At 50.5% G+C, this 21,917-nt stretch carries 20 protein-coding genes; 15 read left to right on the top strand and 5 right to left on the bottom strand.

Annotation, left to right across the window (positions count from 1 at the left end; genetic code table 11):
* Nucleotides 1-120 precede the first annotated feature (120 nt).
* Genes citF through citD form a run of 3 tightly spaced genes read right to left on the bottom strand, consistent with a single transcriptional unit; the run spans nucleotide 121 to nucleotide 2,845 of the window.
* Nucleotides 121-1,662, bottom strand: a complete 1,542-nt coding sequence (citF, locus tag I6E38_RS01870) for a citrate lyase subunit alpha (RefSeq protein WP_235392401.1) — start codon at nucleotides 1,660-1,662, stop codon at nucleotides 121-123.
* Nucleotides 1,659-2,546: a citrate (pro-3S)-lyase subunit beta gene (gene citE, locus I6E38_RS01865; protein ID WP_235392400.1), complete on the bottom strand. Its 888-nt coding sequence runs from the start codon at nucleotides 2,544-2,546 to the stop codon at nucleotides 1,659-1,661. The genes citF and citE overlap by 4 nt, the downstream gene beginning before the upstream one ends.
* Nucleotides 2,547-2,563: 17 nt before the next feature.
* The gene (gene citD / locus I6E38_RS01860) at nucleotides 2,564-2,845 is read right to left on the bottom strand and encodes a citrate lyase acyl carrier protein (RefSeq protein ID WP_235392399.1); all 282 of its coding nucleotides are present in this window, start codon (nucleotides 2,843-2,845) and stop codon (nucleotides 2,564-2,566) included.
* Between the two features lie 166 nt (nucleotides 2,846-3,011).
* Here citD and I6E38_RS01855 point away from each other — a divergent pair, with 166 nt between their 5' ends.
* The 7 genes from I6E38_RS01855 (at nucleotide 3,012) to I6E38_RS01825 (ending at nucleotide 11,183) form a co-directional block, all read left to right on the top strand.
* The gene (locus I6E38_RS01855; RefSeq protein ID WP_235392398.1) at nucleotides 3,012-3,626 is read left to right on the top strand and encodes an HAD family hydrolase; all 615 of its coding nucleotides are present in this window, start codon (nucleotides 3,012-3,014) and stop codon (nucleotides 3,624-3,626) included.
* Between the two features lie 30 nt (nucleotides 3,627-3,656).
* Nucleotides 3,657-4,556 (top strand): bifunctional riboflavin kinase/FAD synthetase, encoded by a 900-nt coding sequence (locus tag I6E38_RS01850; RefSeq protein ID WP_235392397.1) that lies wholly within the window; start codon nucleotides 3,657-3,659, stop codon nucleotides 4,554-4,556.
* Between the two features lie 19 nt (nucleotides 4,557-4,575).
* A complete protein-coding gene (locus I6E38_RS01845; protein ID WP_235392396.1) occupies nucleotides 4,576-5,349 on the top strand; it encodes a CPBP family intramembrane glutamic endopeptidase in 774 nt (257 codons plus the stop codon).
* A 40-nt stretch (nucleotides 5,350-5,389) separates the two neighbouring features.
* A complete protein-coding gene (locus I6E38_RS01840) occupies nucleotides 5,390-7,249 on the top strand; it encodes a DEAD/DEAH box helicase (RefSeq protein ID WP_235392395.1) in 1,860 nt (619 codons plus the stop codon).
* A gap of 188 nt (nucleotides 7,250-7,437) precedes the next feature.
* Nucleotides 7,438-8,604: a PCMD domain-containing protein gene (locus I6E38_RS01835; RefSeq protein ID WP_235392394.1), complete on the top strand. Its 1,167-nt coding sequence runs from the start codon at nucleotides 7,438-7,440 to the stop codon at nucleotides 8,602-8,604.
* 95 nt (nucleotides 8,605-8,699) lie between these two features.
* Nucleotides 8,700-9,395 carry a porin family protein gene (locus I6E38_RS01830; RefSeq protein WP_235392393.1) on the top strand — a complete coding sequence of 232 codons (696 nt, stop codon included), beginning with the start codon at nucleotides 8,700-8,702 and terminating at the stop codon, nucleotides 9,393-9,395.
* 54 nt (nucleotides 9,396-9,449) lie between these two features.
* A complete protein-coding gene (locus I6E38_RS01825; RefSeq protein WP_235392392.1) occupies nucleotides 9,450-11,183 on the top strand; it encodes a calycin-like domain-containing protein in 1,734 nt (577 codons plus the stop codon).
* A 231-nt stretch (nucleotides 11,184-11,414) separates the two neighbouring features.
* On the opposite strand, the gene I6E38_RS15285 is transcribed toward I6E38_RS01825, so the two are convergent.
* Nucleotides 11,415-11,549, bottom strand: coding sequence for a hypothetical protein (locus tag I6E38_RS15285; protein WP_262911530.1), 135 nt, complete (start codon nucleotides 11,547-11,549; stop codon nucleotides 11,415-11,417).
* A 213-nt stretch (nucleotides 11,550-11,762) separates the two neighbouring features.
* Here I6E38_RS15285 and I6E38_RS01820 point away from each other — a divergent pair, with 213 nt between their 5' ends.
* The 7 genes from I6E38_RS01820 to I6E38_RS01790 all read left to right on the top strand — a co-directional run bounded on the left by I6E38_RS01820 (nucleotide 11,763) and on the right by I6E38_RS01790 (nucleotide 19,998).
* On the top strand, nucleotides 11,763-12,887 hold the full coding sequence (locus tag I6E38_RS01820; RefSeq protein ID WP_235392391.1) for a Fic family protein: 1,125 nt from the start codon (nucleotides 11,763-11,765) through the stop codon (nucleotides 12,885-12,887).
* A gap of 13 nt (nucleotides 12,888-12,900) precedes the next feature.
* Nucleotides 12,901-13,566: a uracil-DNA glycosylase gene (locus I6E38_RS01815; protein ID WP_235392390.1), complete on the top strand. Its 666-nt coding sequence runs from the start codon at nucleotides 12,901-12,903 to the stop codon at nucleotides 13,564-13,566.
* A 99-nt stretch (nucleotides 13,567-13,665) separates the two neighbouring features.
* On the top strand, nucleotides 13,666-14,247 hold the full coding sequence (locus I6E38_RS01810; RefSeq protein WP_235392389.1) for a DUF3109 family protein: 582 nt from the start codon (nucleotides 13,666-13,668) through the stop codon (nucleotides 14,245-14,247).
* A gap of 93 nt (nucleotides 14,248-14,340) precedes the next feature.
* Nucleotides 14,341-15,570: a nucleoside recognition domain-containing protein gene (locus I6E38_RS01805; RefSeq protein ID WP_235392388.1), complete on the top strand. Its 1,230-nt coding sequence runs from the start codon at nucleotides 14,341-14,343 to the stop codon at nucleotides 15,568-15,570.
* Between the two features lie 74 nt (nucleotides 15,571-15,644).
* Nucleotides 15,645-16,214 (top strand): four helix bundle suffix domain-containing protein, encoded by a 570-nt coding sequence (locus I6E38_RS01800; protein ID WP_235392387.1) that lies wholly within the window; start codon nucleotides 15,645-15,647, stop codon nucleotides 16,212-16,214.
* A gap of 127 nt (nucleotides 16,215-16,341) precedes the next feature.
* A complete protein-coding gene (locus I6E38_RS01795) occupies nucleotides 16,342-17,841 on the top strand; it encodes an oligosaccharide flippase family protein (protein WP_235392386.1) in 1,500 nt (499 codons plus the stop codon).
* Nucleotides 17,842-17,865: 24 nt separating this feature from the next.
* A complete protein-coding gene (locus I6E38_RS01790) occupies nucleotides 17,866-19,998 on the top strand; it encodes a S46 family peptidase (RefSeq protein ID WP_235392385.1) in 2,133 nt (710 codons plus the stop codon).
* Between the two features lie 144 nt (nucleotides 19,999-20,142).
* On the opposite strand, the gene I6E38_RS01785 is transcribed toward I6E38_RS01790, so the two are convergent.
* A complete protein-coding gene (locus I6E38_RS01785) occupies nucleotides 20,143-20,694 on the bottom strand; it encodes a DUF3332 domain-containing protein (RefSeq protein WP_235392384.1) in 552 nt (183 codons plus the stop codon).
* Nucleotides 20,695-20,875: 181 nt separating this feature from the next.
* On the opposite strand from I6E38_RS01785, the gene I6E38_RS01780 reads away from it, so the two are divergent.
* Entirely contained in the window at nucleotides 20,876-21,754 is an 879-nt protein-coding gene (locus tag I6E38_RS01780) for a helix-turn-helix domain-containing protein (RefSeq protein WP_235392383.1), read from the top strand.
* Nucleotides 21,755-21,917 lie beyond the last annotated feature (163 nt).

The raw sequence follows: 21,917 nt of genomic DNA, 5'->3' as shown, positions 1-21,917 counted from the left end.
TACTGTTTTCAGGAATTATTCCGTTATTCACAATAAAAAAAGAAAGTTTGGAATCAATAAGCCTGCTATGGCTTTCAACTCCAAACTCTCTGAGCTTAACTTAAATATATCACTTTACCTTTACTCTTCGATGTTCTTGATTACATCCTGTACCGAACCGTCGCGGTTGAGTACTACGCCTACAACCTTGTCGCCGAACGGCAACGGAGCCGGTGTGCCGATGATAGAGAGGGCACGGTCGCGGAGCTCTTCAAGTGTAACGAGAGGCAAGCCTGCCTGACGCATACGCTCAGCGATGTCGTGACGCAACGGATTGACAGCAATGCCATACTCTGTAACGACTACGTCGACTGTGCGACCCGGCGTGATGAGTGTCGTAACCTCATCGACGATGCACGGAATACGACCGCGAAGCATAGGACAAACGATGATGCTGAGCGCTGAATCTTCTGCTGTGTCAGGATGACCGCCTACCGCTCCGCGTATAATACCGTCGCTTCCTACGAGCACGTTAACGTTGAAGTGAACGTCAACCTCAAGGGCTGAGAGGATAACGATGTCGAGACAGTGGGTAGCCGAGCCTTCCTCGTGCATACTTGCATACTCGTAAGAGGCAACCTCCTTGTGTGTTGGGTCGTTCTTCAATGACTCTGCTGCAACCTTGTCAAACGACTGAACGTCGATGAGACGCTCTATGAGTCCTTCCTCGTGCATCTTAACCATGTGGGCTGTGATGCCACCAAGTGCGAACGAAGCCTTGATGCCTTGGTCGATCATGCTCTGGCGGATGTACTTGACAGCTGCCAACGAAGCACCACCCGAACCGGTCTGGATAGAGAATCCCTCCTTGAAATAACCACTATTGACAATAACCTTGGCTGCCTGCTTGGCGAGAAGGATGTCGCGTGGGTTCTTTGTATCGCGAATAGCACCTGAAGCAATCTTGGAAGAGTCGCCTACGCTGTCCACTTCAACAACGAAGTCAACGTCGTGCTCAGAAATCGAGTTAGGTGTATTGGGATAGGCAACGAGGTCGTCGGTCAAAATCACTACCTTGTCGGCATAATGAGCGTCGGGCAATGCATAACCTAACGAACCGCAGATACTCTTGGCGTTGGGCGAACGCGAATATCCGCAGGCGTTGCCGAGAGGATCGGATGAAGAAGCACCAAGGAATGCTACGTCGATATGGAGTTCGCCTGAAGCAATAGCTTCACCACGACCGCCATGCGAACGGAACACAACGGGATGCTCCATAAGTCCGTGCGAGATCTCACGTGCCAAATCGCCACGCAGACCAGATGTAGAAATCTCGGTGATTACACCATTCTTGATATGGTCGATGAGCGGAGCGTGAACGTCCTGCAAACTTGAAGCAGCAAGGTGAAGGTTCTTGAAGCCCATAGCAGCGAGCTTGTCGACAACCATATTGACTACCTTGTCGCCTCCACGGAAGTGGTGATGGAACGAGATAGTCATGCCGTCGCGCAAACCAGAGCGGCGAATAGCCTCCTCGAGTGTGACGAGTTTGGGGCTCTTGCGCTGCAACTCCATACGCGGAGCAATCTCCTTGAGCTTCGGCTCAACTTCGTTATATATACTCTTGCCCATAGCCTGGGCCATCTGACCTATGAGGGTCTGTCTTTCTTTCAGTGTGCTCATGCCAAGTCCTCCTCTTTAATTACGCCCGAAGCCATGGCGAGGTCAATCACGCGCTGAGCGCGGATAACAACCGGGCGGTCAACCATTTTACCATTAACGGCGATAACTCCTGAGCCCTTGCGTTCAGCCTCCTTGATGGCGGCGATAACTGCCAGGGCCTTGTCGATGGCTTTCTGTGTAGGTGTGAACACCTCGTTAATAATTTCAATCTGACGTGGGTTGATAATCGATTTGCCATCGAATCCAAGCTGATGAATCAGCTCTACCTCCTTGCGGAATGTCTCCATGTCGTTGAGGTTGCTATATACTGTATCAAGAGCATCGATGCCAGCAGCGCGTGCAGCCACAACGATGGTCTGGCGAGCCATAAGCAGCTCCATACCTTCGGGCGAGCGCTGTGTCTTAAGGTTGGCGCAATAGTCCTCAGCACCAAGAGCGATGCCCATCATGCGCTTGGAAGCGGTGGCGATGGCGTAGGCATTGACAACGCCGAGTGTGCTCTCGATAGCCGCCATAATCTGTGTGCGGCCGAGGCAACCAATCTCGCGCTCTACCTTTTCAATCTCGCGCTCCACCTCAACAACCTCTTCGGCGGTCTCGGTCTTAGGCATACGTATAACGTGAACACCAGCCTTAACAACGGCCTCGATGTCCTTCTTGCCATAAGGAGTATTTAGTGGATTGATGCGCACAACCATTTCGGTGGTGCCATAATCGATGGTCTTCAATGCGTTGTGCACCAACAGGCGCGCAGCGTCCTTCTCGGCCATAGTGACTGAGTCCTCAAGGTCGAGCATAATGGAGTCTGGACGGTAGATATACGCGTCCTGCATCATGCCAGGATTATTGCCAGGCACGAACATCATAGTTCTTCTTAGTCTCATAGTTATATTTTCTTAGGTTAGTCTTTCCACACATCGCATCCCGTTGCTCTTACAGCAGCCGCAGTGGTGCGAGCGCGTATAGTGCAGTCGAGCGCGCCTTTATCGGTGGCGTGTACCTCGGCCTGAGTGATGCCAAGACCTTCGAGTGTCTCGTGTATCACGTTCTTGATCTGGTCGCCAAACTGGAAGGCAACCGAACTCTGCAGTTGGATGTCAAGTCCCGGGCGGTCGCTCGGGGCAATCTGAATCATAATGTCGCCGGACTCCATGGTTCCAGCAGTAGCCTGTTTTAATTCCATAGGTATAGCAGTTATGTTATTAAAAAGTTAAATAAAATCATCAGGTTTAACGTGGGTAAAGTTACACATTTAAAATGTAATGGCAATCGAAAAAAGCAATAATTTTATTGATAACCGCTCTATTTCTTTGCCGTTCAGCGCAAAAGCAGTAATTTTGCACATAGTTATGGACAAAATCATCAAGAACATCATCTTCGACCTGGGCGGAGTGCTCGTCGGGCTGAATCCGGAACGCTGTATCAATGCGTTCAGAGAGATAGGATGCGGGGTGCTTGCCTCGTATGTTGAGGAACATCGTACTGAGGATCTGTTCCTCGAAACCGAGCTTGGACACATCGACGAGGGCGAGTTCTGCAACGAGGTGCGACGCATTGCCCATACCGACACGCCCGACAAGGACATAGTATGGGCGTGGAACCAGTTGCTCACCGGTATTCCGCACGAGAAACTGCTGCGTCTGGCACGTCTGAAACAGCAGGGCTACCGACTGTTTCTGCTGTCGAACACCAACTCAATGCACTGGAACCGCTGTCGCGACTACTTCTTCACGGCTTGCGGACTGCGTGCCACTGATTATTTCGAACATATATTCCTCTCGTACGAAATGCATCTGGCAAAACCGGACGTGGAGATTTTCAACGAGGCTCTGACCGTTGCAGGCATCAATGCTGCCGAAACAATATTCATCGATGACAGCGAGGCTAACTGCATCGCTGCCGAAAAGGCGGGCATCAGTACCCTGCACGAGACATCGGGCCACAGATGGCTGTACGAGATTTAAGGACACAAACATTTCAGCAACATCAATCCATTGGAACATAACGCATCTTTTGCGGCTACTATAGGTTTCTTTGACGGTGTACACAAGGGGCATCAGTTCCTCATAAACCGACTCAACGAAATGGCTCACCGCGACGGACTGAAGTCGATGGTAATCACCTTCGACCGACATCCGCGCCAGGTGGTGCATGCCGACTATGTGCCGCAACTCATCACACCGCTCAACGAGAAGCTGCGACTGCTCAACCTCACTGGTGCCGACCGCGTCGAGGTGCTCCACTTCGACACAAGTATGGCAGCGCTGTCGGCTCACGACTTCATGCTTGAGGTGCTACACCGTCAACTGGGTGTGGGCACGCTGCTCATAGGCTACGACAACCGTTTCGGACACAACCGTGCTGAGGGCTTTGACGACTATGTGCGCTACGGCAAGGACATGGGCATCAATGTGGTGCAGAACACGCCGATTGACGTGGAGGGAATGCGTGTGTCGTCGTCGCTCGTGCGCCGACTGCTTGCCGAAGGCAACGTAAGCACTGCTGCAACATTTCTCGGACGGCGATTCGAAATAGAAGGAACCGTGGAGCACGGGTTTGCCGAAGGACGCAAGATAGACTTCCCCACCGCCAACCTGCGCCCCGACTGCGACTGCCAACTATTGCCCAACGACGGCGTTTACGCTACGCGAATATGCGTAGACGGCGGTCCGTGGATCAAGGCGATGACCAATATAGGCACCAACCCGACATTCGAGCGCTCTCGACAGACTATAGAGACGCACATCATCGATTTCAACGCCAATATATACGGACAGCATGCCCGTATAGAGTTCTGCAAAAGACTGCGCGGCGAACAGAAGTTCGACAGCGTAGATGAGCTGAAGGCCCAGCTTCAGCGCGACCGTGAGGCGACGCTGGCATATAGGTATTAACCATCAAAACCCATATTTTATGAAACGTACATTATTGGATACGGCATGGTATCTCGTTGCTTTTCTAATCATACAGTATGTCTGCATGATGGCAGCAATGATAGGTTTTCAGACTAAAGCCATCACCCCTATGGTGAACATCGTGTCGACTATCGCAGCCAGCATTATCACAATAGCGCTGTACGGATGGCGTAAATGGGCACCGCTCAACAGCATATATCTTAACACCCGTCCATGGTTCACATTGTTCTGGGTAATATGCCTCACCATCGGTTCCTCCATTCCGCTTACGGCAGCGCTTGATGCCACCGGATTGCAACTGCCCGAGATATACAAGCAGATGTTTAAGGGCATGATGCACAACGATATGGGATTCATAGCAATTGGCGTGCTGGTGCCGATAGCCGAAGAAATGGTGTTCCGTGGAGCCATACTGCGCCGCCTGCTCGACCTTACGGGCAATGAGAAGCGATGGATTGCCATCGTCACATCGGCTGCACTGTTCGGTCTGGTACACGGAAACATGCTGCAAGGGCTCAACGCTTTCGCCATGGGACTGATGCTCGGATGGATGTACGTGCGCACACGCAGCATCGTGCCGGGCGTGGTGATGCACCTCACCAACAACAGCCTTTCGTATATTATGGAACGTATGTACCACGGAGCCGACGACATGACGCTACGCGAATTCTACGGTGGCGACATGACCAGGGTGTGGCTGAGCGTGGTTTTCTCGCTGATGATATTCGGAGCAGCATTGTATCAGCTAAATATGCGGCTGAAGAAAAATTAGCATATACATTATTTATTATATACAGATTTAGATTTTTACATTGAAGACATTTGAAGAATTGGGCGTAAGCGAGGAGATTCGCCGCGCCATTGAGGAGTTAGGATTCGAGCACCCCATGCCGGTCCAGGAAGAAGTGATACCCTATCTGCTGGGCAACGGCAACGACGTCATTGCTCTGGCACAGACCGGCACGGGCAAGACGGCAGCATTCGGAATTCCGTTGCTCGAACGTACCGACCCCACCAACCGCAGCACGCAGGCCGTAGTGATATCGCCCACGCGTGAATTGTGCCTACAGATAGCCGACGACCTGAAGTCGTTTGCCAAGTATATCAAGGGCATCAACATCGTTGCCGTATATGGCGGCACTTCCATTATCGACCAGATTCACGCCCTGAAGCACGGGGCTCAGATTATAGTGGCTACTCCGGGACGCCTCATCGACCTCATGCACCGTGGCGCAGCGAAGGTGCAAGAGGTGCGCAACGTGGTGCTCGACGAGGCTGACGAGATGCTCAACATGGGCTTCTCCGACTCTATCAACGAGATATTCGACAACGTGCCTGCCGACCGCAACACACTCCTGTTCTCGGCTACTATGAGCAAGGACATCGAACGCATTGCTCTCAACTATCTGCACGACCACAAGGAGATTGTAGTGGGTTCGCGCAACGAGGGTGCCGAGAACGTCAACCACATATATTATATGGTGAACGCCAAGGACAAGTATCTTGCCCTGAAGCGCATCGTCGACTTCTATCCGCGCATATACGGCATCATCTTCTGCCGTACCAAGGCGGAAACGCAGGAAGTAGCCGACAAGCTCATACGCGACGGATACAATGCCGAGCCTTTGCACGGCGACCTCTCGCAGCAGCAGCGCGACATAACCATGCAGAAGTTCCGCCAGCACATCACACAGTTGCTCGTGGCTACCGACGTGGCTGCACGCGGACTGGACGTTGACGACCTCACTCACGTCATCAACTATGGTATGCCGGGCGACACCGAGAGCTACACCCACCGCTCTGGACGTACCGGACGTGCCGGCAAGAAGGGCACATCTATCAGCATCATCCACACCAAGGAGCGCGGACGTGTGCGCGAAGTGGAGCGCACTATAGGCAAGGAGTTTGTCGACGGAACGCTTCCTACTCCGCAGGAGATATGCTCTAAGCAGCTGTTCAAGGCTATCGACGAGATTGAGAAGGTGGACGTTGACGAGGATCAGATTGCTCCGTTCATGGAGGACATCAACCGCCACTTCGAGTATTTCGACAAGGAGGACATCCTGAAGCGCATCGTTTCGCTGGAGTTCGGCAAGTTCCTGAAGTACTACGCCAACGCTCCCGAGATTGTAAAACCTTCTACACAGCGTGACCGCAAGGACCGCAACGAGGGTCGCGACGGACGCAAGCGCGAGAAGCGTGCACCGGAGTCGGGCTATCGCCGACTGTTCATCAACCTTGGCAAGGACGACGGTTTCTATCCGGGCGAGGTGATGCAGTTTATCAACCGTAATGTACACGGCCGTCAGGACGTAGGACATATCGACCTGCTGGGTCGCATATCATATATTGAGGTGCCCGAGGAGGATGCCAACAAGGTGATGCGCGCGCTCGACGGAGCCAAGTATCGTGGCAGAACCGTACGTTGCAACGATGCCGACAGCACTCCTTCAGGCAAGGGCAGACGTACTCGTCGCAGTTCTAACGAGCGCAGTCAGCGTGCCTCAAACGAGCGCAAGCCTCGCGCAAACCGTGGCGGTTCGCGCTACGAAAGCGGCCGTCAGGACGATTGGCGACAGTTTATCGACAATCCCGACATCAAGCTTGTGGGCGACGAACCCGACTTTTCGGAGGAGGGATGGGCACGTCGCAAACCTCGTAAGAAGAAGTAATTAATAGTGATTAATCACAGTCGACGCTGTGATTAATCACACATAATATTGTCTAAAAGGGACTCAAAAGTCTAAAAATATATGAAAACTTGATGCGTATGCATAGTTTTTCGTAACTTTGCACACGAAATATCCGTGTAATGAAATGAATTTCACGATGATAGCATCACATCATTAGATTTCCGTATATGACAAAATCGCATATCTTGCTCGCTTTCGCTGCGGCTACAATGACGCTTACTTCCTGCTTTAAGGAAGAACCGCTCAATGCCGAATGCGACATCGAGAAAGCTTATATACATGTTGACGAACCGCTTGATATGTTCGTCAAGAAAACCGATACATTGGCTACTACCGACCAGACTGCCAATGTAGTGACGTTCTCGGTGCGCAAAGGCACCGACCGCACAGCCGTGGCACCATTGTTTCAGATTACTCCGGGTGCTACAATTTCTCCTGAAAACGGTTCTACTCAAGACTTTTCTAATGGCGGTGTTACTTATACCGTGACTTCTGAAGACAAGGCTTGGAGTCGTACCTATACCGTACGTGTAAACGAAGTGGCTGACCACTCGCCTTCGTACGACTTCGAAAACTTCTTCCTCGAACCCGACAAGAACAAGTATTACATCTGGACCGACCTCACTGAGGACGGTACACGACTGCTCAACTGGGCTTCGGGCAACGCAGGTTTTGCCATTGTGGGTGGTAATAAGGCACCAGATAAATATCCGACAGTCCCTCTCGAAGAGGGATATAAGGGTCATGGCGTATGCCTTACTACACGTTCAACGGGTACAGCAGGCAACTTATTCAAGATGCCTATCGCTGCGGGAAACCTTTTCACGGGCGAATTTATCAGTAATACGGCTACAACAAAGCCTTTGGAGTCAACCCATTTCGGCTCAGGCGACTTCTGCGTGATTACCAAGAAGCCTCTTAAGTTTAGCGGCTATTATCAGTATACTCCGGGTGAGAAGGTTACCAACCGCAAAAAGGAGGTGCTTGAAGGTGTAGTGGACAAAGGCGACATCTATGCCGTATTGTTCCGCAACACCATAAAGGACGAGAATGGCGAAGACCAGATATTCTATCTTGACGGCACCAACGTAAAGACGAGCAAGCAGATTGTTGCAATTGCCGAGGCTGGCGAGATAAACAAGACCGAAGGTGGATGGCATAAATTTGAAGTAGTGTTCAACTATCTTGCGGAAATCGACCCCGTCATCCTTGCCAACCGTGGCTATAGCCTTGCTGTTGTATGTACATCGAGCATAGAGGGCGCCAACTTCCAGGGAGCTGTTGGCAGCCAACTACTCGTTGACGAACTCCATGTACTTGTCGACGAGGAATAAACAGTCGGCTACAAGCAACAACATCTAACACCGCAACAGATATGAAAAGATATATTCTTGCCTTATTGCTCTTAGCACTTACTACAGTACAAAGTATGGCAATAGGCATTTTCGACGACCTGCGCTATCACGTGCGACTGGGCTACAACATCGGTGGCACAGCTCCACTGGGCATGCCAGCCACAATACGCACACTCGACAAGTTCACATTGGGCAACAACATGACAGTAGGACTCGACGCCTACAAGCCTCTGACTGAGCGTTGGGGACTTATGGCTGGATTCCACTACGAGAACAAGGGTATGCAAACCGATGCCCGTGTGAAGAACTATCATATGGAGATGCGCTACGGCGACCAGGTGATTGAGGGTATGTTCACGGGACAAGTCGTTACAAAGGTGACCGAATGGATGCTTACCATGCCGATACAAGCCACATATAACGTGTCGAAGAAAGTACGCCTTAAAGCAGGACCTTACTTCTCTTACGTAATGTCGAACGACTTCTCGGGCTATGCCTACGACGGCTATCTGCGTGAGGGCGATCCAACGGGACAGAAAGTAGAATTGGGACATGACGACGGAGAGCGTGGCGACTACGACTTCACAGACGATTTGCGCCACTGGCAGTTTGGTGTTGACGTGGGAGCCGACTGGTATTTCTCAAAGCGCGTGGGCGCTTATGCCGATTTGGCGTGGGGACTTTCTGCCATATTCCATAAGCGATTCAAGACAATTGAACAAAAGCTCTACCCCATCTACGGCAGCGTAGGACTGATGTACAAACTGTAATATAACATTATATAATATAAAACAAGACAACAATTTTATAAGAAAGGAATAATTATGAAAAGATTTTTACTCCCGGCTTTCGCGCTTGCTCTCGCAGTAAACGCTAACGCCACAAGTTTTCAGGCGAATATGGCTGCTGAGCAGCAGGCTGAAGCTAAAGCTGCGCAAGAAACAGTAACATATAAAGGAAAATTGAACATCGAAGTATATGGCGGACATTTAGATCCGACTGACGCAACAATTGTTGTTTCAAAAGAATCTAACGGTACATATACTTTTGTCCTGAAGGATTTCTCTGTAACAGTTGCTGGTCAGACATTGAATATTGGTGACGCTACCATTTCTAATCTTGAGCCTAAAGAAAGTAATGGAGTAATCACATTGGAGTGTACAGACAAAGATGCGCCCGTCACTAATGGCGGAATGGATGGCATCTTGAAAGACAACAAGGTTATAATAACCATGAAGTCTACTATAGACAATTATGTCTTGACAACAGACATAAGCCAACTGACAGTAAGACTTATTGATGAAGAAGAGGATCTGGGATATAGTGAAATACCGGTTAAGGCTGATTTCAAGTCGGAATCTTACACTCTTCCTACTGCAACAGCTCCACAACTTAATGATTTCAGTGGCGATTGGGAGACTTGCATACCTTGGGACAGCAAAGGTAATACAGAATCATCTGGAACACAGCCTAAAGGATGGCATATATCGAACGTACAAACAGCCCTCGGAGCAGTAGTAGCAGGAGCAAAAGCCGAAGGTAGCAATGGCACTACAGTTGCCGTTAAGCTAACAAATCAGGAAAAGGCCGGACAAATGATTCCTGCATATATGTCATTGGGTACGCCTTGGGCGACAGCTGAAACAAAACTAATTAATGTACGCAATGCAGACGGAGGAACGTTCGGTGGACTTGAGTTTACATATCGTCCTGATGCTATTAGCTTCGACTATCAACGCAACAACTCTAATGGCAAAGAGAATGCGACTGCCATAGCCTACCTATGGAAGGGCACATGGACACAAACAAATGTTCCTGGAAATACAGCTGTAAGCTTGAATCCTTTAGAATATGGCACTGCAACTAAATGCACCATGGTCAACCGTGACCGCAACATCCTTGGCAACGAAACATCTGCTACATTAGGCGACCCTGCTAAACCATCAGAAGACGCAAAGCTCATTGCCAAGCTCGAGCAGCCAATCTCAGAGAGCACTAAAGGCACATGGAAGAGCATGACAATACCTTTCACATACAATGACGATACTGCCGTACCTGAGCATATCAATGTGATATTTGCTGCCAACGACTACTTCGGCGACCGCAAGAGCATTATCAAGGGAAACTCGCTCACCATCGACAACGTTAAGCTCGTGTACTATCACGCTCTTAATAGCCTGACATACAACGGCACTCCGGTTGCCAACTTTGATGAGGGAACAACAGAATACACATTGAATGGTAAACTTGCAGAGGACTTCGACAAGGTTGAGTTCACTGTAAAGGGTGTAGGTGCCTCTTACGACGTAGCAAAGGACGAGGCAAACAACGTTGCTACAATCACCGTAAAGGGTAACGACTACGACGTTAATCCGTCAAGCAAGACCGTTTATACAATCAAGTTCGACGGTACTGTAGGCATCAACGGCATCACAACCAGCACCAACACTGCCAATGGCGCAATCTACGACCTCTCTGGTCGTCAGCTTAAGACCATGCAGAAGGGCATCAATATCGTTCGCGGTAAGGACGGTAAGATGATCAAGGTGATGAAGTAAACACGTCGACAACGACAGTTCGCAATAACAACTGCGGCACAGAAGCAATGCAAAAAAGCTTCTGTGCCGCAGTTTTTTTTATTATAGCAAGTAAAGTCAAAAGTCGAAAAGACAAGAACAAGGCAATCTGTAGGAGGCTATGGCGTCCCCGCCATAGCCTGAGCAGTTAGCTTGAGTATTCTTGTTATTAATCATTTGCGACGTTGCTTGCTCAGGAGGATGTGTCAAAAGTCAAACAAAGCGGGCTGAAAGCCCCAAAAGCACATAGCCCAAGGCAGCGCCTTGGGTGTACGGATTGAAAATAGCAAAACGCCCTGCAAGGGCAAAAGCATTGATAATTAACGCTTTTGCCCTTGCAGGGCGCATTGGTTTTTGTGATACTTTTACCCAGGGTGTTGCCCTGGGCTATGGGCTTCTGCCCCTTCGGGGCGTGCTGCTTTGACTTTTGACACATCCTTCTCCTACTCATTGCTTGCGGCATTATTCTCCGCAAATTTGCGGAGAATAAACCAGTTAATCTCCGCAAAACTTGCGGTAATCGTCGATAAATCGTAAATTTGCCAATAAAACATTTCAGATATGGCACACAAATACAACGGAGCAACACAATATATATGGCAACACGCCGATTGGCCAAGCATGACGGTAGACATGCAGGCTTTGGCAGGTCTTGTTGCTGAGACAAACTTGCTGCGCGGTCAGCTTATGGGACGCGTGTCGATGTTCGGCTTTGAAGAGCAGAACACATCAATGCTCGAAACGATGACTTCCGAGATTGTACACTCGTCAAAGATTGAAGGTCAGATGCTCAGCGCCGACAGCGTGCGCTCTTCGCTTGCCACCCAACTCGGATTGAAATACGACGGATTGCCTCCAACCGACCACTACATAGAGGGCGTTGTGCAGGTGATGCTCGATGCTACACACAACTTCAGCCGTCCACTTAGCTTTGAGCGTATGTTCGGATGGCACCACGCTCTGTTTCCTAACGGATACAGCGGAATGTACAAAATCAGTGTAGGCAAATGGCGTGAAGGCAAGGAGGCAATGCAAGTGGTGTCGGGAGCGATGGGAAAGGAACGTGTACACTATGAAGCTCCGCCTTCAGAAGAGGTGCCACGCATGATGAACGACCTGCTCGAATGGATTGAGGCGGACGACTCCAAGACCGATCCGCTCATAAAGGCGGCTATAGCCCACTTATGGTTTGTCACCATTCATCCCTTCGACGACGGCAACGGACGTATATGCCGAACCATCACCGAGATGCTGCTGTCGCGGGCAGACCATACGGGCAAGCGCTACTACAGTCTGTCGTCGCAGATTCTACAGAACCGTAAGGCTTACTATGACTGCCTCGAGCATGCGCAGAAGGGCGGAATGGACGTGACGGAATGGGTGGCGTGGTTTCTCAGTACACTGAAGGACGCTATCAACGCATCGCTCACCAAGACCGAGAACGTTGTACGCAAACGCCAATTCTGGAACCGGCATGAGCAGACGCCGTTCAACGAGCGCCAGCGCAAAATGCTCAACCGACTGTTTGACGGATTTGAAGGCAAGCTGAATTCTTCAAAATGGTATAAGATATGCCATTGCTCGCAGGACACTGCAACACGCGACTTGAACGACCTTGTCAATAAAGGCGTACTACGGAAAACCGACGATGGCGGTAGAAATACAAACTATGAATTGAACGAATAATACACTTACATATATGAACGTAAAGATAGAACCCTCATGGCACGAGCACTTGCAGCAGGAGTTTGAGCAACCTTACTTCGCCCAGCTCACCGACTTCGTGCGCCAGGAATACACCACCCAGACCTGCTATCCGCCGGGTAGCCTCATCTTCAACGCCTTCAATCTGTGTCCGTTCGACAAGGTGAAGGTGGTGATAATAGGTCAGGACCCTTACCACGAACCTCGTCAGGCGCAGGGTCTGAGCTTCTCCGTTGCCGACGGAGTGCCGTTTCCGCCGTCGTTGCAGAACATTTTCAAGGAGATACAGAACGACCTGGGCAAGCCGATTCCTACCTCGGGCGACCTTACCCGTTGGGCTAAACAAGGCGTATTGCTGCTCAACGCCACTCTGACTGTACGTGCCCACCAGGCTGCATCGCACCAGCGCCACGGATGGGAGACGTTCACCGATGCCGCCATACGTGCTCTCTCAGCCGGTCGCGAGCACCTCGTATTCATTCTGTGGGGCGGATATGCGCGCTCCAAGGCGCAACTCATCGACCGCTCGCGCCACTTCATCCTCGAATCGGTTCACCCCTCACCGCTCTCAGCCAACCGCGGCGGATGGTTCGGCAACCACCACTTCTCACGCTGCAACGCCTATCTCGAACAGAACGGAATAGCACCGATTGAGTGGTAAGGAAACTGACGTTTCAGTTGAAAGTTGAAAATTGAGAGTTGAGAATTGTGATTTCCTCATTAGAATTGCATATTGATAAAGACTTGAAAGATAAATTATATGATATTAGAAATTTCGAATGTATTGGTGTCGAGCGACATCATCACCGAGCAGTTCTGCTGCGATCTGGACAAGTGCAAGGGCATCTGTTGTGTGGAAGGCGACGCCGGAGCACCCGTGACTATGGACGAGATAGCCGGCATTGAGTCAGCTCTTGACACGGTGTGGGGCGACATGTCGGCATCGGCGCAGGCTGTGGTCGACCATCAGGGCGTAGCCTACACCGACCGCGACGGCGACCTCGTGACGAGTATTGTGGGCGGCAAGGACTGCGTGTTCACCTGCTACGAGGGCAACTGCTGTCTGTGCGCGCTCGAACGAGCCTACCGCCAGGGCAAGACCCAGTTCATCAAGCCCATATCATGCGCCCTCTACCCTATCCGCGAGAAGCGTTTCAAGGACGGCACCGTGGCTCTCAACTACAACCGTTGGGACGTATGCGAGGACGCAGTGAAGAAGGGCAAGGAGTTGGGACTGCGTGTATACCGCTTCCTTGAGGGTCCGCTGGTGCGCCGTTTCGGTCAGGAATGGTACGACGAACTGTGTGCCGTAGCCGACGAATACATCAAGGCTTATAAGTAGACGGGACGCAAAAATGACGATTTTATTGAGATATTCCAAATTTAATGGGTAATTTTGCACCTATTATAATAATAACAACGTATCTCAGAAAATATGGTACTCAACTACATCTGGATAGCCTTCTTCCTCATAGCATTCGTCATTGCCACCGTGCGGCTGGTGTTTATGGGCGACACCGAGGTGTTTCCAGCCATTATGAACTCCACGTTCGACACGTCGAAGACTGCGTTCGAAATCTCGCTCGGACTCACCGGCGTACTCTCGCTGTGGCTCGGCATAATGAAGATTGGCGAGAAAGGCGGCGTCATAAACGTTGTGGCGCGCGTGCTGTCGCCCGTGTTCACACGTCTGTTTCCCGACATTCCGAAGGGTCATCCCGTCACGGGCAGCATCTTCATGAATGTGGCTGCCAACATGCTGGGGCTTGACAACGCTGCCACTCCGCTCGGACTGAAGGCTATGGAACAACTGCAGGAGCTGAATCCGAAGAAGGACACCGCCACCAATCCGATGATTATGTTCCTCGTGCTCAACACGTCGGGACTCACCTTGATTCCCGTGAGCATCATGGTGTATCGTGCGCAGATGGGGGCAGCGCAACCTACCGACATCTTCGTGCCCATTCTTCTCGCCACGTTCTTCTCTACGCTGGCGGGTATCGTCTTCACCTCGCTCTACCAGCGCATCAATCTCATCAACCGTACAATGCTGCTCACGCTCGGCGGCATGTCGGCTGTGGTGGCTGCTATAATATGGGGCTTCGCACAGATGGACAAGGCGCAGATGAACGTTGTGAGCACTTCGGTGGCTAATATCCTGCTGATGCTCATCATAGTGATGTTCATCCTGGCTGGCATGCGCAAGAAGGTGAACGTCTACGACGCCTTCATCGAGGGTGCAAAGGACGGATTTAACACTGCCGTCAGAATCATCCCCTATCTCGTGGCTATACTCGTGGGCATCGGGGTGTTCCGTGCTTCGGGCGCAATGGACATGCTGGTGGACGGCATCAAGTGGACCGTTGCGGCTCTGGGTGGCAACACCGACTTCGTGGGCGCTCTGCCTACGGCGCTGATGAAGCCTCTCTCGGGCAGCGGAGCACGCGGCATGATGGTCGACGCTATGACCACCTACGGTGCCGACTCGTTCGTAGGCCGACTCTCTTGCATCTTCCAAGGCTCTACCGACACCACCTTTTACATCCTCGCCGTCTACTTCGGCAGCGTAGGCATACGCTATACCCGTCACGCAGTAGCCTGCGGACTGCTGGCAGACTTGGCTGGAGTTATAGCGGCGATAGCTATCTGCTACATGTTCTTTTAAAGGTAAAAAAGTAAAAAGGTAAAAGAGTAAAAGAGTTAAGTAATAGAAATCAAGCAATAAAAGAATCCACCCCTATGCAGCAAAATCCATTCAACCGTCCTACCAATCAGCCCGACAGCTACAAGACGCTGATTGTTTTCCGTAAGTCGGAGTGCGTCTACGACATCACTTTCTACTTCGTAAGCCGATTTCTTGAGCGCAGTCACGACCGCACGGTCGACCAAATGCAGCAGGCGGCACGCTCGGGCAAGCAGAACATAGTAGAAGGCTATAGCGACGCTGAAGGCTCTACCGAGATTGAACATAAACTGACGGTAATAGCCAAGGGCAGCCTTGAGGAACTCAAAGAGGACTACAAGGACTATCTGCGCAACCATGGTCTGGAGATATGGGGGCCTCAGCATCCCAAATACCGGATGGCACAGCCACTGTGCCGACGCATCAACGACAGCGCATGGTATCGAAGGCAGATAGAAGGACGCTGCGCTGAAGAAATAGCCAACATCGCTCTGATAGTGATTCATCAGACTCTCGCCATGCTACGCGGACTCATCGACTACCAGAACCGCAAGTTCTTGGAAGAAGGTGGAATAAAGGAGCAGAGATACAAGGCAAGAGTTGACTGGAGAAACGGAAAAAGATAGGTGTGCGCAGGATTAGTTTGGTGGGTTTGGTAGGTGGCGTAGGTATAGTAGGTATAGTAGGCAGCAGCCAAAACCTACAAAACCTACCAAACATACAAAACATACAAAACAATAACAAAAAGTCAATATGGCAAATCTCAAATCCCTTGCTAAGGACACCGCCATTTACGGTCTTAGCAGCATCGTAGGCAGATTTCTTAATTATCTGCTTGTACCTTTGTACACGGCAAAACTGTCTGCCGCGAGTGGAGGCTATGGCATCATCACAAACGTATATGCCTATACGGCTTTGCTGATGGTGATTCTCACATACGGAATGGAGACCACCTTCTTCCGCTTCGCCAACAAGGAAGGCGAGGATCCGCAGAAGGTATACTCTACAACATTGATGTCTGTAGGATTCACATCGCTGCTGTTCGTGGTGCTGGTGCTTACGTTCATCAGCCCGATATCATCGTTCATGGGCTATGCCGACCATCCGTCGTATATATGGGTGATGGCTGTCACGGTGGCGATAGATGCCTTCCAGTGCATCCCCTTCGCCTATCTGCGATACAAGAAACGCCCTATCAAGTTCGCTACCCTGAAGCTTCTGAACATCTTTATGGCAATAGCACTCAATCTGATGTTCTTCCTCGTGCTGCCTGCCATATACGAAAGCAACGGCGCGACGGGACTCATCGCACAGATATACGACCCGACGATAGGCGCTGGCTATGCCTTCTATGTCAACCTTTTCTGCTCGGCAGCGCTCACGTTCTTCTTCTGGAAGGAGCTGGTGGGCATCAAATACCAGTTTGACAAGGCGCTGCTGCGCCGCATGTTCTCCTACTCATGGCCTATACTGGTGCTCGGCATAGCCGGCATTCTCAACCAGACTGCCGACAAGATTCTCTTCCCCTACATCTACGAACGTAGCGACGCTCACGCCCAGTTGGGCATATATGGCGCCGCATCGAAGATTGCCATGATTATGGCAATGATCACACAGGCGTTCCGCTACGCCTACGAACCGTTCGTGTTCGGCAAATCGAAGGACAAGGACAACCGCGAAACGTATGCCCAGGCGATGAAGTTCTTCATCATATTCACTCTGCTGGCGTTCCTCGTAGTGATAGGCTATCTCGACGTACTGAAGCATATCATCGGCCGCGACTACTGGTCGGGACTGCGCGTTGTGCCCATTGTGATGGCTGCCGAGATAATGATGGGCGTGTACTTCAACCTCTCGTTCTGGTACAAGCTTATCGACAAGACCATCTGGGGAGCCTGGTTCTCGGGCGCAGGATGCGCCGTGCTCATCGCCGTCAACGTGCTGTTCGTGCCGCGATACGGCTATATGGCGTGCGCATGGGCTGGTTTTGCAGGCTACGCAACGGCCATGGTGCTGTCGTATATTGTGGGTCAGAAGAAGTATCCGATAAATTATCCGCTCAAGTCGATAGGCGTTTACGTGGCTATAACGGTGCTGTTCTACTTCTGCATGAACTTCGCCAACGAGCATCTGCCCAACTGGGCAGCGCTCGCAGTAAACACTGTGCTCGTGATAATGTTCGTAGCGTACATCATATATCATGATATGCCGCTGAAGAGTCTGCCCGTTGTGGGAAAATATTTTAGGAAATAATCAACAATCAATAACAATCTCTAAATGAAAAAGAATCTTATTCTCGCGGCTGCCATGCTGTTGTCATCAGCCGCCGCCCATGCCGACGAAGGCATGTGGACGCTCTACAACCTGCCACACGCAGTGTACGAGCAGATGAAGACGTACGGATTCTCGGCTCCCTACGAGAAGCTGTACAAGGGCGAAGACGCCATCATGAAGTCGGTTGTCAACTTCTCGGGCTACTGCTCGGGCGTTGTCGTATCGCCCGACGGACTCGTGCTGACCAACCACCACTGTGGTTTTGAAGCCATCCGTTCTCATTCTACTGTTGAGCACGACTACATGCTCAACGGATTCTACGCAAAGTCGTTCGCCGAGGAGTTGCCCAACAAGAGCATGTTCGTAAGTTTCATGGTTGAACAGAAGGACATCACTCCCGAACTGGAGAAGCGTGGCATCAAGAACATGACCAACGACGAGCGCGCCAAGCTCTTGAACGAGGTGGAGAACGAAATGATCAAGGAGGTACACGCTAAGGACAAGACTCTCGACCTGGAAATAAAGCCGTTCTACGAGGGCAACAAGTACTACGCCACTACCTACCGCACATTCCGCGACTTGCGTCTGGTGTTCGCCATTCCTAAGTCAATGGGCAAGTTCGGAGGCGAGACCGACAACTGGATGTGGCCGCGCCAGACATGCGACTACTCTGTATTCCGCATCTACGCCGACCCGAAGACCAACGGACCGGCAGAATATTCGAAGGACAACGTGCCCTATCACCCGCAGCACTGGACAAAGGTTTCGATGGACGGATATAAGGAAGGCGACTTCGCCATGACCATCGGCTATCCCGGTTCGACCGAACGCTATCTCTCAAGCTACGGCATTCGCCAGATGCGCGACGCTGAGAACGCTCCACGTGCACAAGTACGCGGCGTGAAGCAGGACGTTATGATCAAGCACATGCGTGCCGACGAGGCTGTACGCATCAAGTACGACTCTAAGTATGCACAGAGTTCCAACTACTGGAAGAACTCACTGGGTATGAACAAGTGTATCGACTCTGTAGGTATCGTTCGTCAGAAGGCCGACTTTGAGGACCGCATCATGGAGTATCAGAAGTGGACCGGCTACCTCAAGGGTAAGCTCGACTTCGACAAGATGGCACAGCTCTATGCCAAGCAGCTTGACGTTACTAAGGAGTTCACAGCTCTGCGCGAGACATTCGGCGGCACTTCTGAGTTCAACTCACGCGCCATACGTCTGGCTATGATGGTGCCTGCAAAGGACAGCAAGGCTGCCAAGAAGGGCAAGTCGACCTATGTATTCGAGGACAACAGCGCCGAATGGGACGCAGCTCTTGACAAAGACGTGCAGGCAGCGCTCATCGACAACTTCCGCAAGTATGTATCTGCCGACCAGCTTCCGGCCTTCTACAAGACCATTGAGGAGAAGTTCGGCGGCGATTCGCGCAAGTATGTCGACTGGTTGTACCAGACTTCGGTAGTGATGAAGAGCGGCAAGAAGATCAAGCTCGACGAGAAGGCTCTCGCCAAAGACCCCGGCTATCAGTATGGCAAGCAGATTAACGAGATGATGAACAACTGCCGCAAGCAGCTCATGCCGCTCCGCGAGGAGATAGCCGAGCAGGAGAAGTATCTCTGCGACGCCAAGGTGCGCATGGAGCAGGAACTGCCCCACTACTCAGATGCCAACTTCACCATGCGTCTTTCTTACGGTCAGGTAGGCGGTTATCTGCTCGGTGGCAATCCGTCGGGCTACTACACCGACGCTGCCTCAATCGTTCGCAAGATGGAGTCGGGCGAAAAGGGCACCATCGACTACCAGGCTGAGCCTATCATGAAGCAGCTCCTCTCTGCCAACGACTTCGGCAAGTACACCGACAAGACAACTGGCAAGATGCAGCTCTGCTTCCTCACCAACAACGACATCACCGGCGGTAACTCTGGTTCGCCCATGTTCGACGGCAAGGGCAACCTTATCGGTCTGGCATTCGACGGCAACTGGGACTCATTGTCAAGCGACATCTGGTTTGACAAGCGTCTGGCTCGCTGCATCGGTGTAGACATCCGCTACGTACTCTTCCTCATGGACAAATGGGGACATGCTGATCGTCTGCTCAAGGAAATGGGCGTTTCGGGCGAGAAGTAAAAAAAAACAATTGAGAGTTGAAAATTGAGAGTTGAGAGTTATGATTTGCATTGTTATTAATGCTATGATTTTAAATATTAAAAATCGGTAATCATAACTCTCAACTCTCAATTCTCAACTCTCAACTTATATTATAAAAAAGAGTTATCGGCTAGCCCAGAAGCGAGCGCCATTGACAGCCATGCGGGCTTCGAACACGCCTGCCTCATCTGGCTTAACGCGTAATGTCTGACCGTCGCTGAGACGTGCCTGGATAGTACCGTCAGGATTGAAGCGGAAAATCTCAACCTGCTTGCCATCCTGCTCCTGCGACCACGAATTGGTCTTCTTATCGTATATGAAACTAACAACTTCACCATTTGGCGAAGTTATTTCATAACCATTGCGCAGCGTCTTAACTGCATAAATCAGTCCGTCCTTACCCGTCACTTCCTGCACAGTGCCCACCTTCTGAGCCATAGGGTTGCTCCCCGACCAGAATTCGATTGTGTTAAGCACCAAGGCATCAGCAACTGCACACACAGCATAAGCCGGCGAGATAAGAATGAATATAATCTCGTTGAGAAACTTCGAGTTTGTAGCGTGGGTGTTCCACTTGGCAACACGGCCAAACAGTGAGAATGAACCAACGCACGAGCTTGTTAGCAAGGTGGCGGCAAGCAATAGCGCCGAGACCTTAAGATGTCTGATTTTCATAAGCATATAATTTAAAACATCCGTAAAGTTAGTAAAAAAAACGTATCGTTGGTTATATCCATGCCTATTTAACAGTTTTATGCACAAACACATTGACAAGTTATAACTAAAAAAAATCTCGGTATATCAGATTTATTTAGTACATTTGCAATTATTTTATACTAATATAAACCATACATAGATGACCTTACCTGACTTAAGAGACATAACAGTAGAATACGCCATACGCATGTGCGGAGGCAACCATATCGGCAATGACATATTAATACTGGACGAGATTGCAAATATACCCTTGCCTCGCGAGCCGCGTCGTATACAATGCCTGCTCTTGGCATTGTGCACAAAAGGATCAGGACGATACGTTGTCGATTCTGTAGAACATAACGTCGTAGCCGGCGACCTTATCATCATCAATCAGGGACGCGTCATCTACGACTGCACTGTGTCGCCCGACTGCCGTGGCATGGGCATCATCATCAGCTACGACTTCTTCAACGAGACCATTAAGAGCGTGCACGAACTGTCACAGCTTTTCCTATTTGCACGCACCCACCCCGTGTTCAGCCTGCCGGCTGAGAAGGCAAGCTTCATACGCAACACACTGACATGCATGAACCAGAAGATTGACGAACCCGACAACCACTTCCGCCGTGAGATGATGCAGTCGATGTTCCTTTCTATGGTTTATGAGGTGAGCAATGTGATATACAACGTACAGTCGCAGAAAGACGAGCGAAACACACGTGCCGAAGAGATTTTCACCAAATTCATATTGCTTGTCGAAAATAACTTCCGCAGCGAGCGTCGTGTTAGCTGGTATAGCGAACAGCTCTGCATATCGCCCAAATATCTGTCGGAAACGGTAAAGAACGTGTCCAAACGAACACCCAACGAGTGGATAGACGCATACGTTACGATGGAGCTGCGCATGCTTCTGCGCAACACACAACGCAGCATCAAGGAGATAGCACAAAGCCTTAACTTCTCCAATCAGTCGTTCCTCGGCAAGTATTTCAAGGAGCATGTGGGTATGTCGCCGTCGGAATACAGACGCAGTTGAAGTTACATTCCGTAGCAATAAACATGCAGCTATGTTACAAAACGGTACTTTACATGTCGATAACATTACAAAATAATACATCTTTCTTGCTATAAATCAAAAACAGTATTTATTTTTTCGATTTTTATATTGCTTTTTGAAAGTAAATCATTAAATTTGCAAA

The sequence above is a fragment of the Leyella stercorea genome (assembly GCF_021531355.1).
In the GTDB taxonomy this organism is placed as follows: domain Bacteria; phylum Bacteroidota; class Bacteroidia; order Bacteroidales; family Bacteroidaceae; genus Prevotella.
The sequence above is the reverse complement of the archived record's forward strand: the minus strand, read 5'-3'. Positions and strand labels throughout refer to the sequence as shown.

Bases quoted from the DNA above. Each gene is read 5' to 3' on its own strand.
- citF (WP_235392401.1), bottom strand. From the start codon at position 1,662: ATGAGCACACTGAAAGAAAGACAGACCCTCATAGGTCAGATGGCCCAG.
- citE (WP_235392400.1), bottom strand. From the start codon at position 2,546: ATGAGACTAAGAAGAACTATGATGTTCGTGCCTGGCAATAATCCTGGC.
- citD (WP_235392399.1), bottom strand. From the start codon at position 2,845: ATGGAATTAAAACAGGCTACTGCTGGAACCATGGAGTCCGGCGACATT.
- I6E38_RS01855 (WP_235392398.1), top strand. From the start codon at position 3,012: ATGGACAAAATCATCAAGAACATCATCTTCGACCTGGGCGGAGTGCTC.
- I6E38_RS01845 (WP_235392396.1), top strand. From the start codon at position 4,576: ATGAAACGTACATTATTGGATACGGCATGGTATCTCGTTGCTTTTCTA.
- I6E38_RS01835 (WP_235392394.1), top strand. From the start codon at position 7,438: ATGACAAAATCGCATATCTTGCTCGCTTTCGCTGCGGCTACAATGACG.
- I6E38_RS01830 (WP_235392393.1), top strand. From the start codon at position 8,700: ATGGCAATAGGCATTTTCGACGACCTGCGCTATCACGTGCGACTGGGC.
- I6E38_RS01825 (WP_235392392.1), top strand. From the start codon at position 9,450: ATGAAAAGATTTTTACTCCCGGCTTTCGCGCTTGCTCTCGCAGTAAAC.
- I6E38_RS15285 (WP_262911530.1), bottom strand. From the start codon at position 11,549: ATGCGCCCTGCAAGGGCAAAAGCGTTAATTATCAATGCTTTTGCCCTT.
- I6E38_RS01820 (WP_235392391.1), top strand. From the start codon at position 11,763: ATGGCACACAAATACAACGGAGCAACACAATATATATGGCAACACGCC.
- I6E38_RS01815 (WP_235392390.1), top strand. From the start codon at position 12,901: ATGAACGTAAAGATAGAACCCTCATGGCACGAGCACTTGCAGCAGGAG.
- I6E38_RS01810 (WP_235392389.1), top strand. From the start codon at position 13,666: ATGATATTAGAAATTTCGAATGTATTGGTGTCGAGCGACATCATCACC.
- I6E38_RS01805 (WP_235392388.1), top strand. From the start codon at position 14,341: ATGGTACTCAACTACATCTGGATAGCCTTCTTCCTCATAGCATTCGTC.
- I6E38_RS01800 (WP_235392387.1), top strand. From the start codon at position 15,645: ATGCAGCAAAATCCATTCAACCGTCCTACCAATCAGCCCGACAGCTAC.
- I6E38_RS01795 (WP_235392386.1), top strand. From the start codon at position 16,342: ATGGCAAATCTCAAATCCCTTGCTAAGGACACCGCCATTTACGGTCTT.
- I6E38_RS01790 (WP_235392385.1), top strand. From the start codon at position 17,866: ATGAAAAAGAATCTTATTCTCGCGGCTGCCATGCTGTTGTCATCAGCC.
- I6E38_RS01785 (WP_235392384.1), bottom strand. From the start codon at position 20,694: ATGAAAATCAGACATCTTAAGGTCTCGGCGCTATTGCTTGCCGCCACC.
- I6E38_RS01780 (WP_235392383.1), top strand. From the start codon at position 20,876: ATGACCTTACCTGACTTAAGAGACATAACAGTAGAATACGCCATACGC.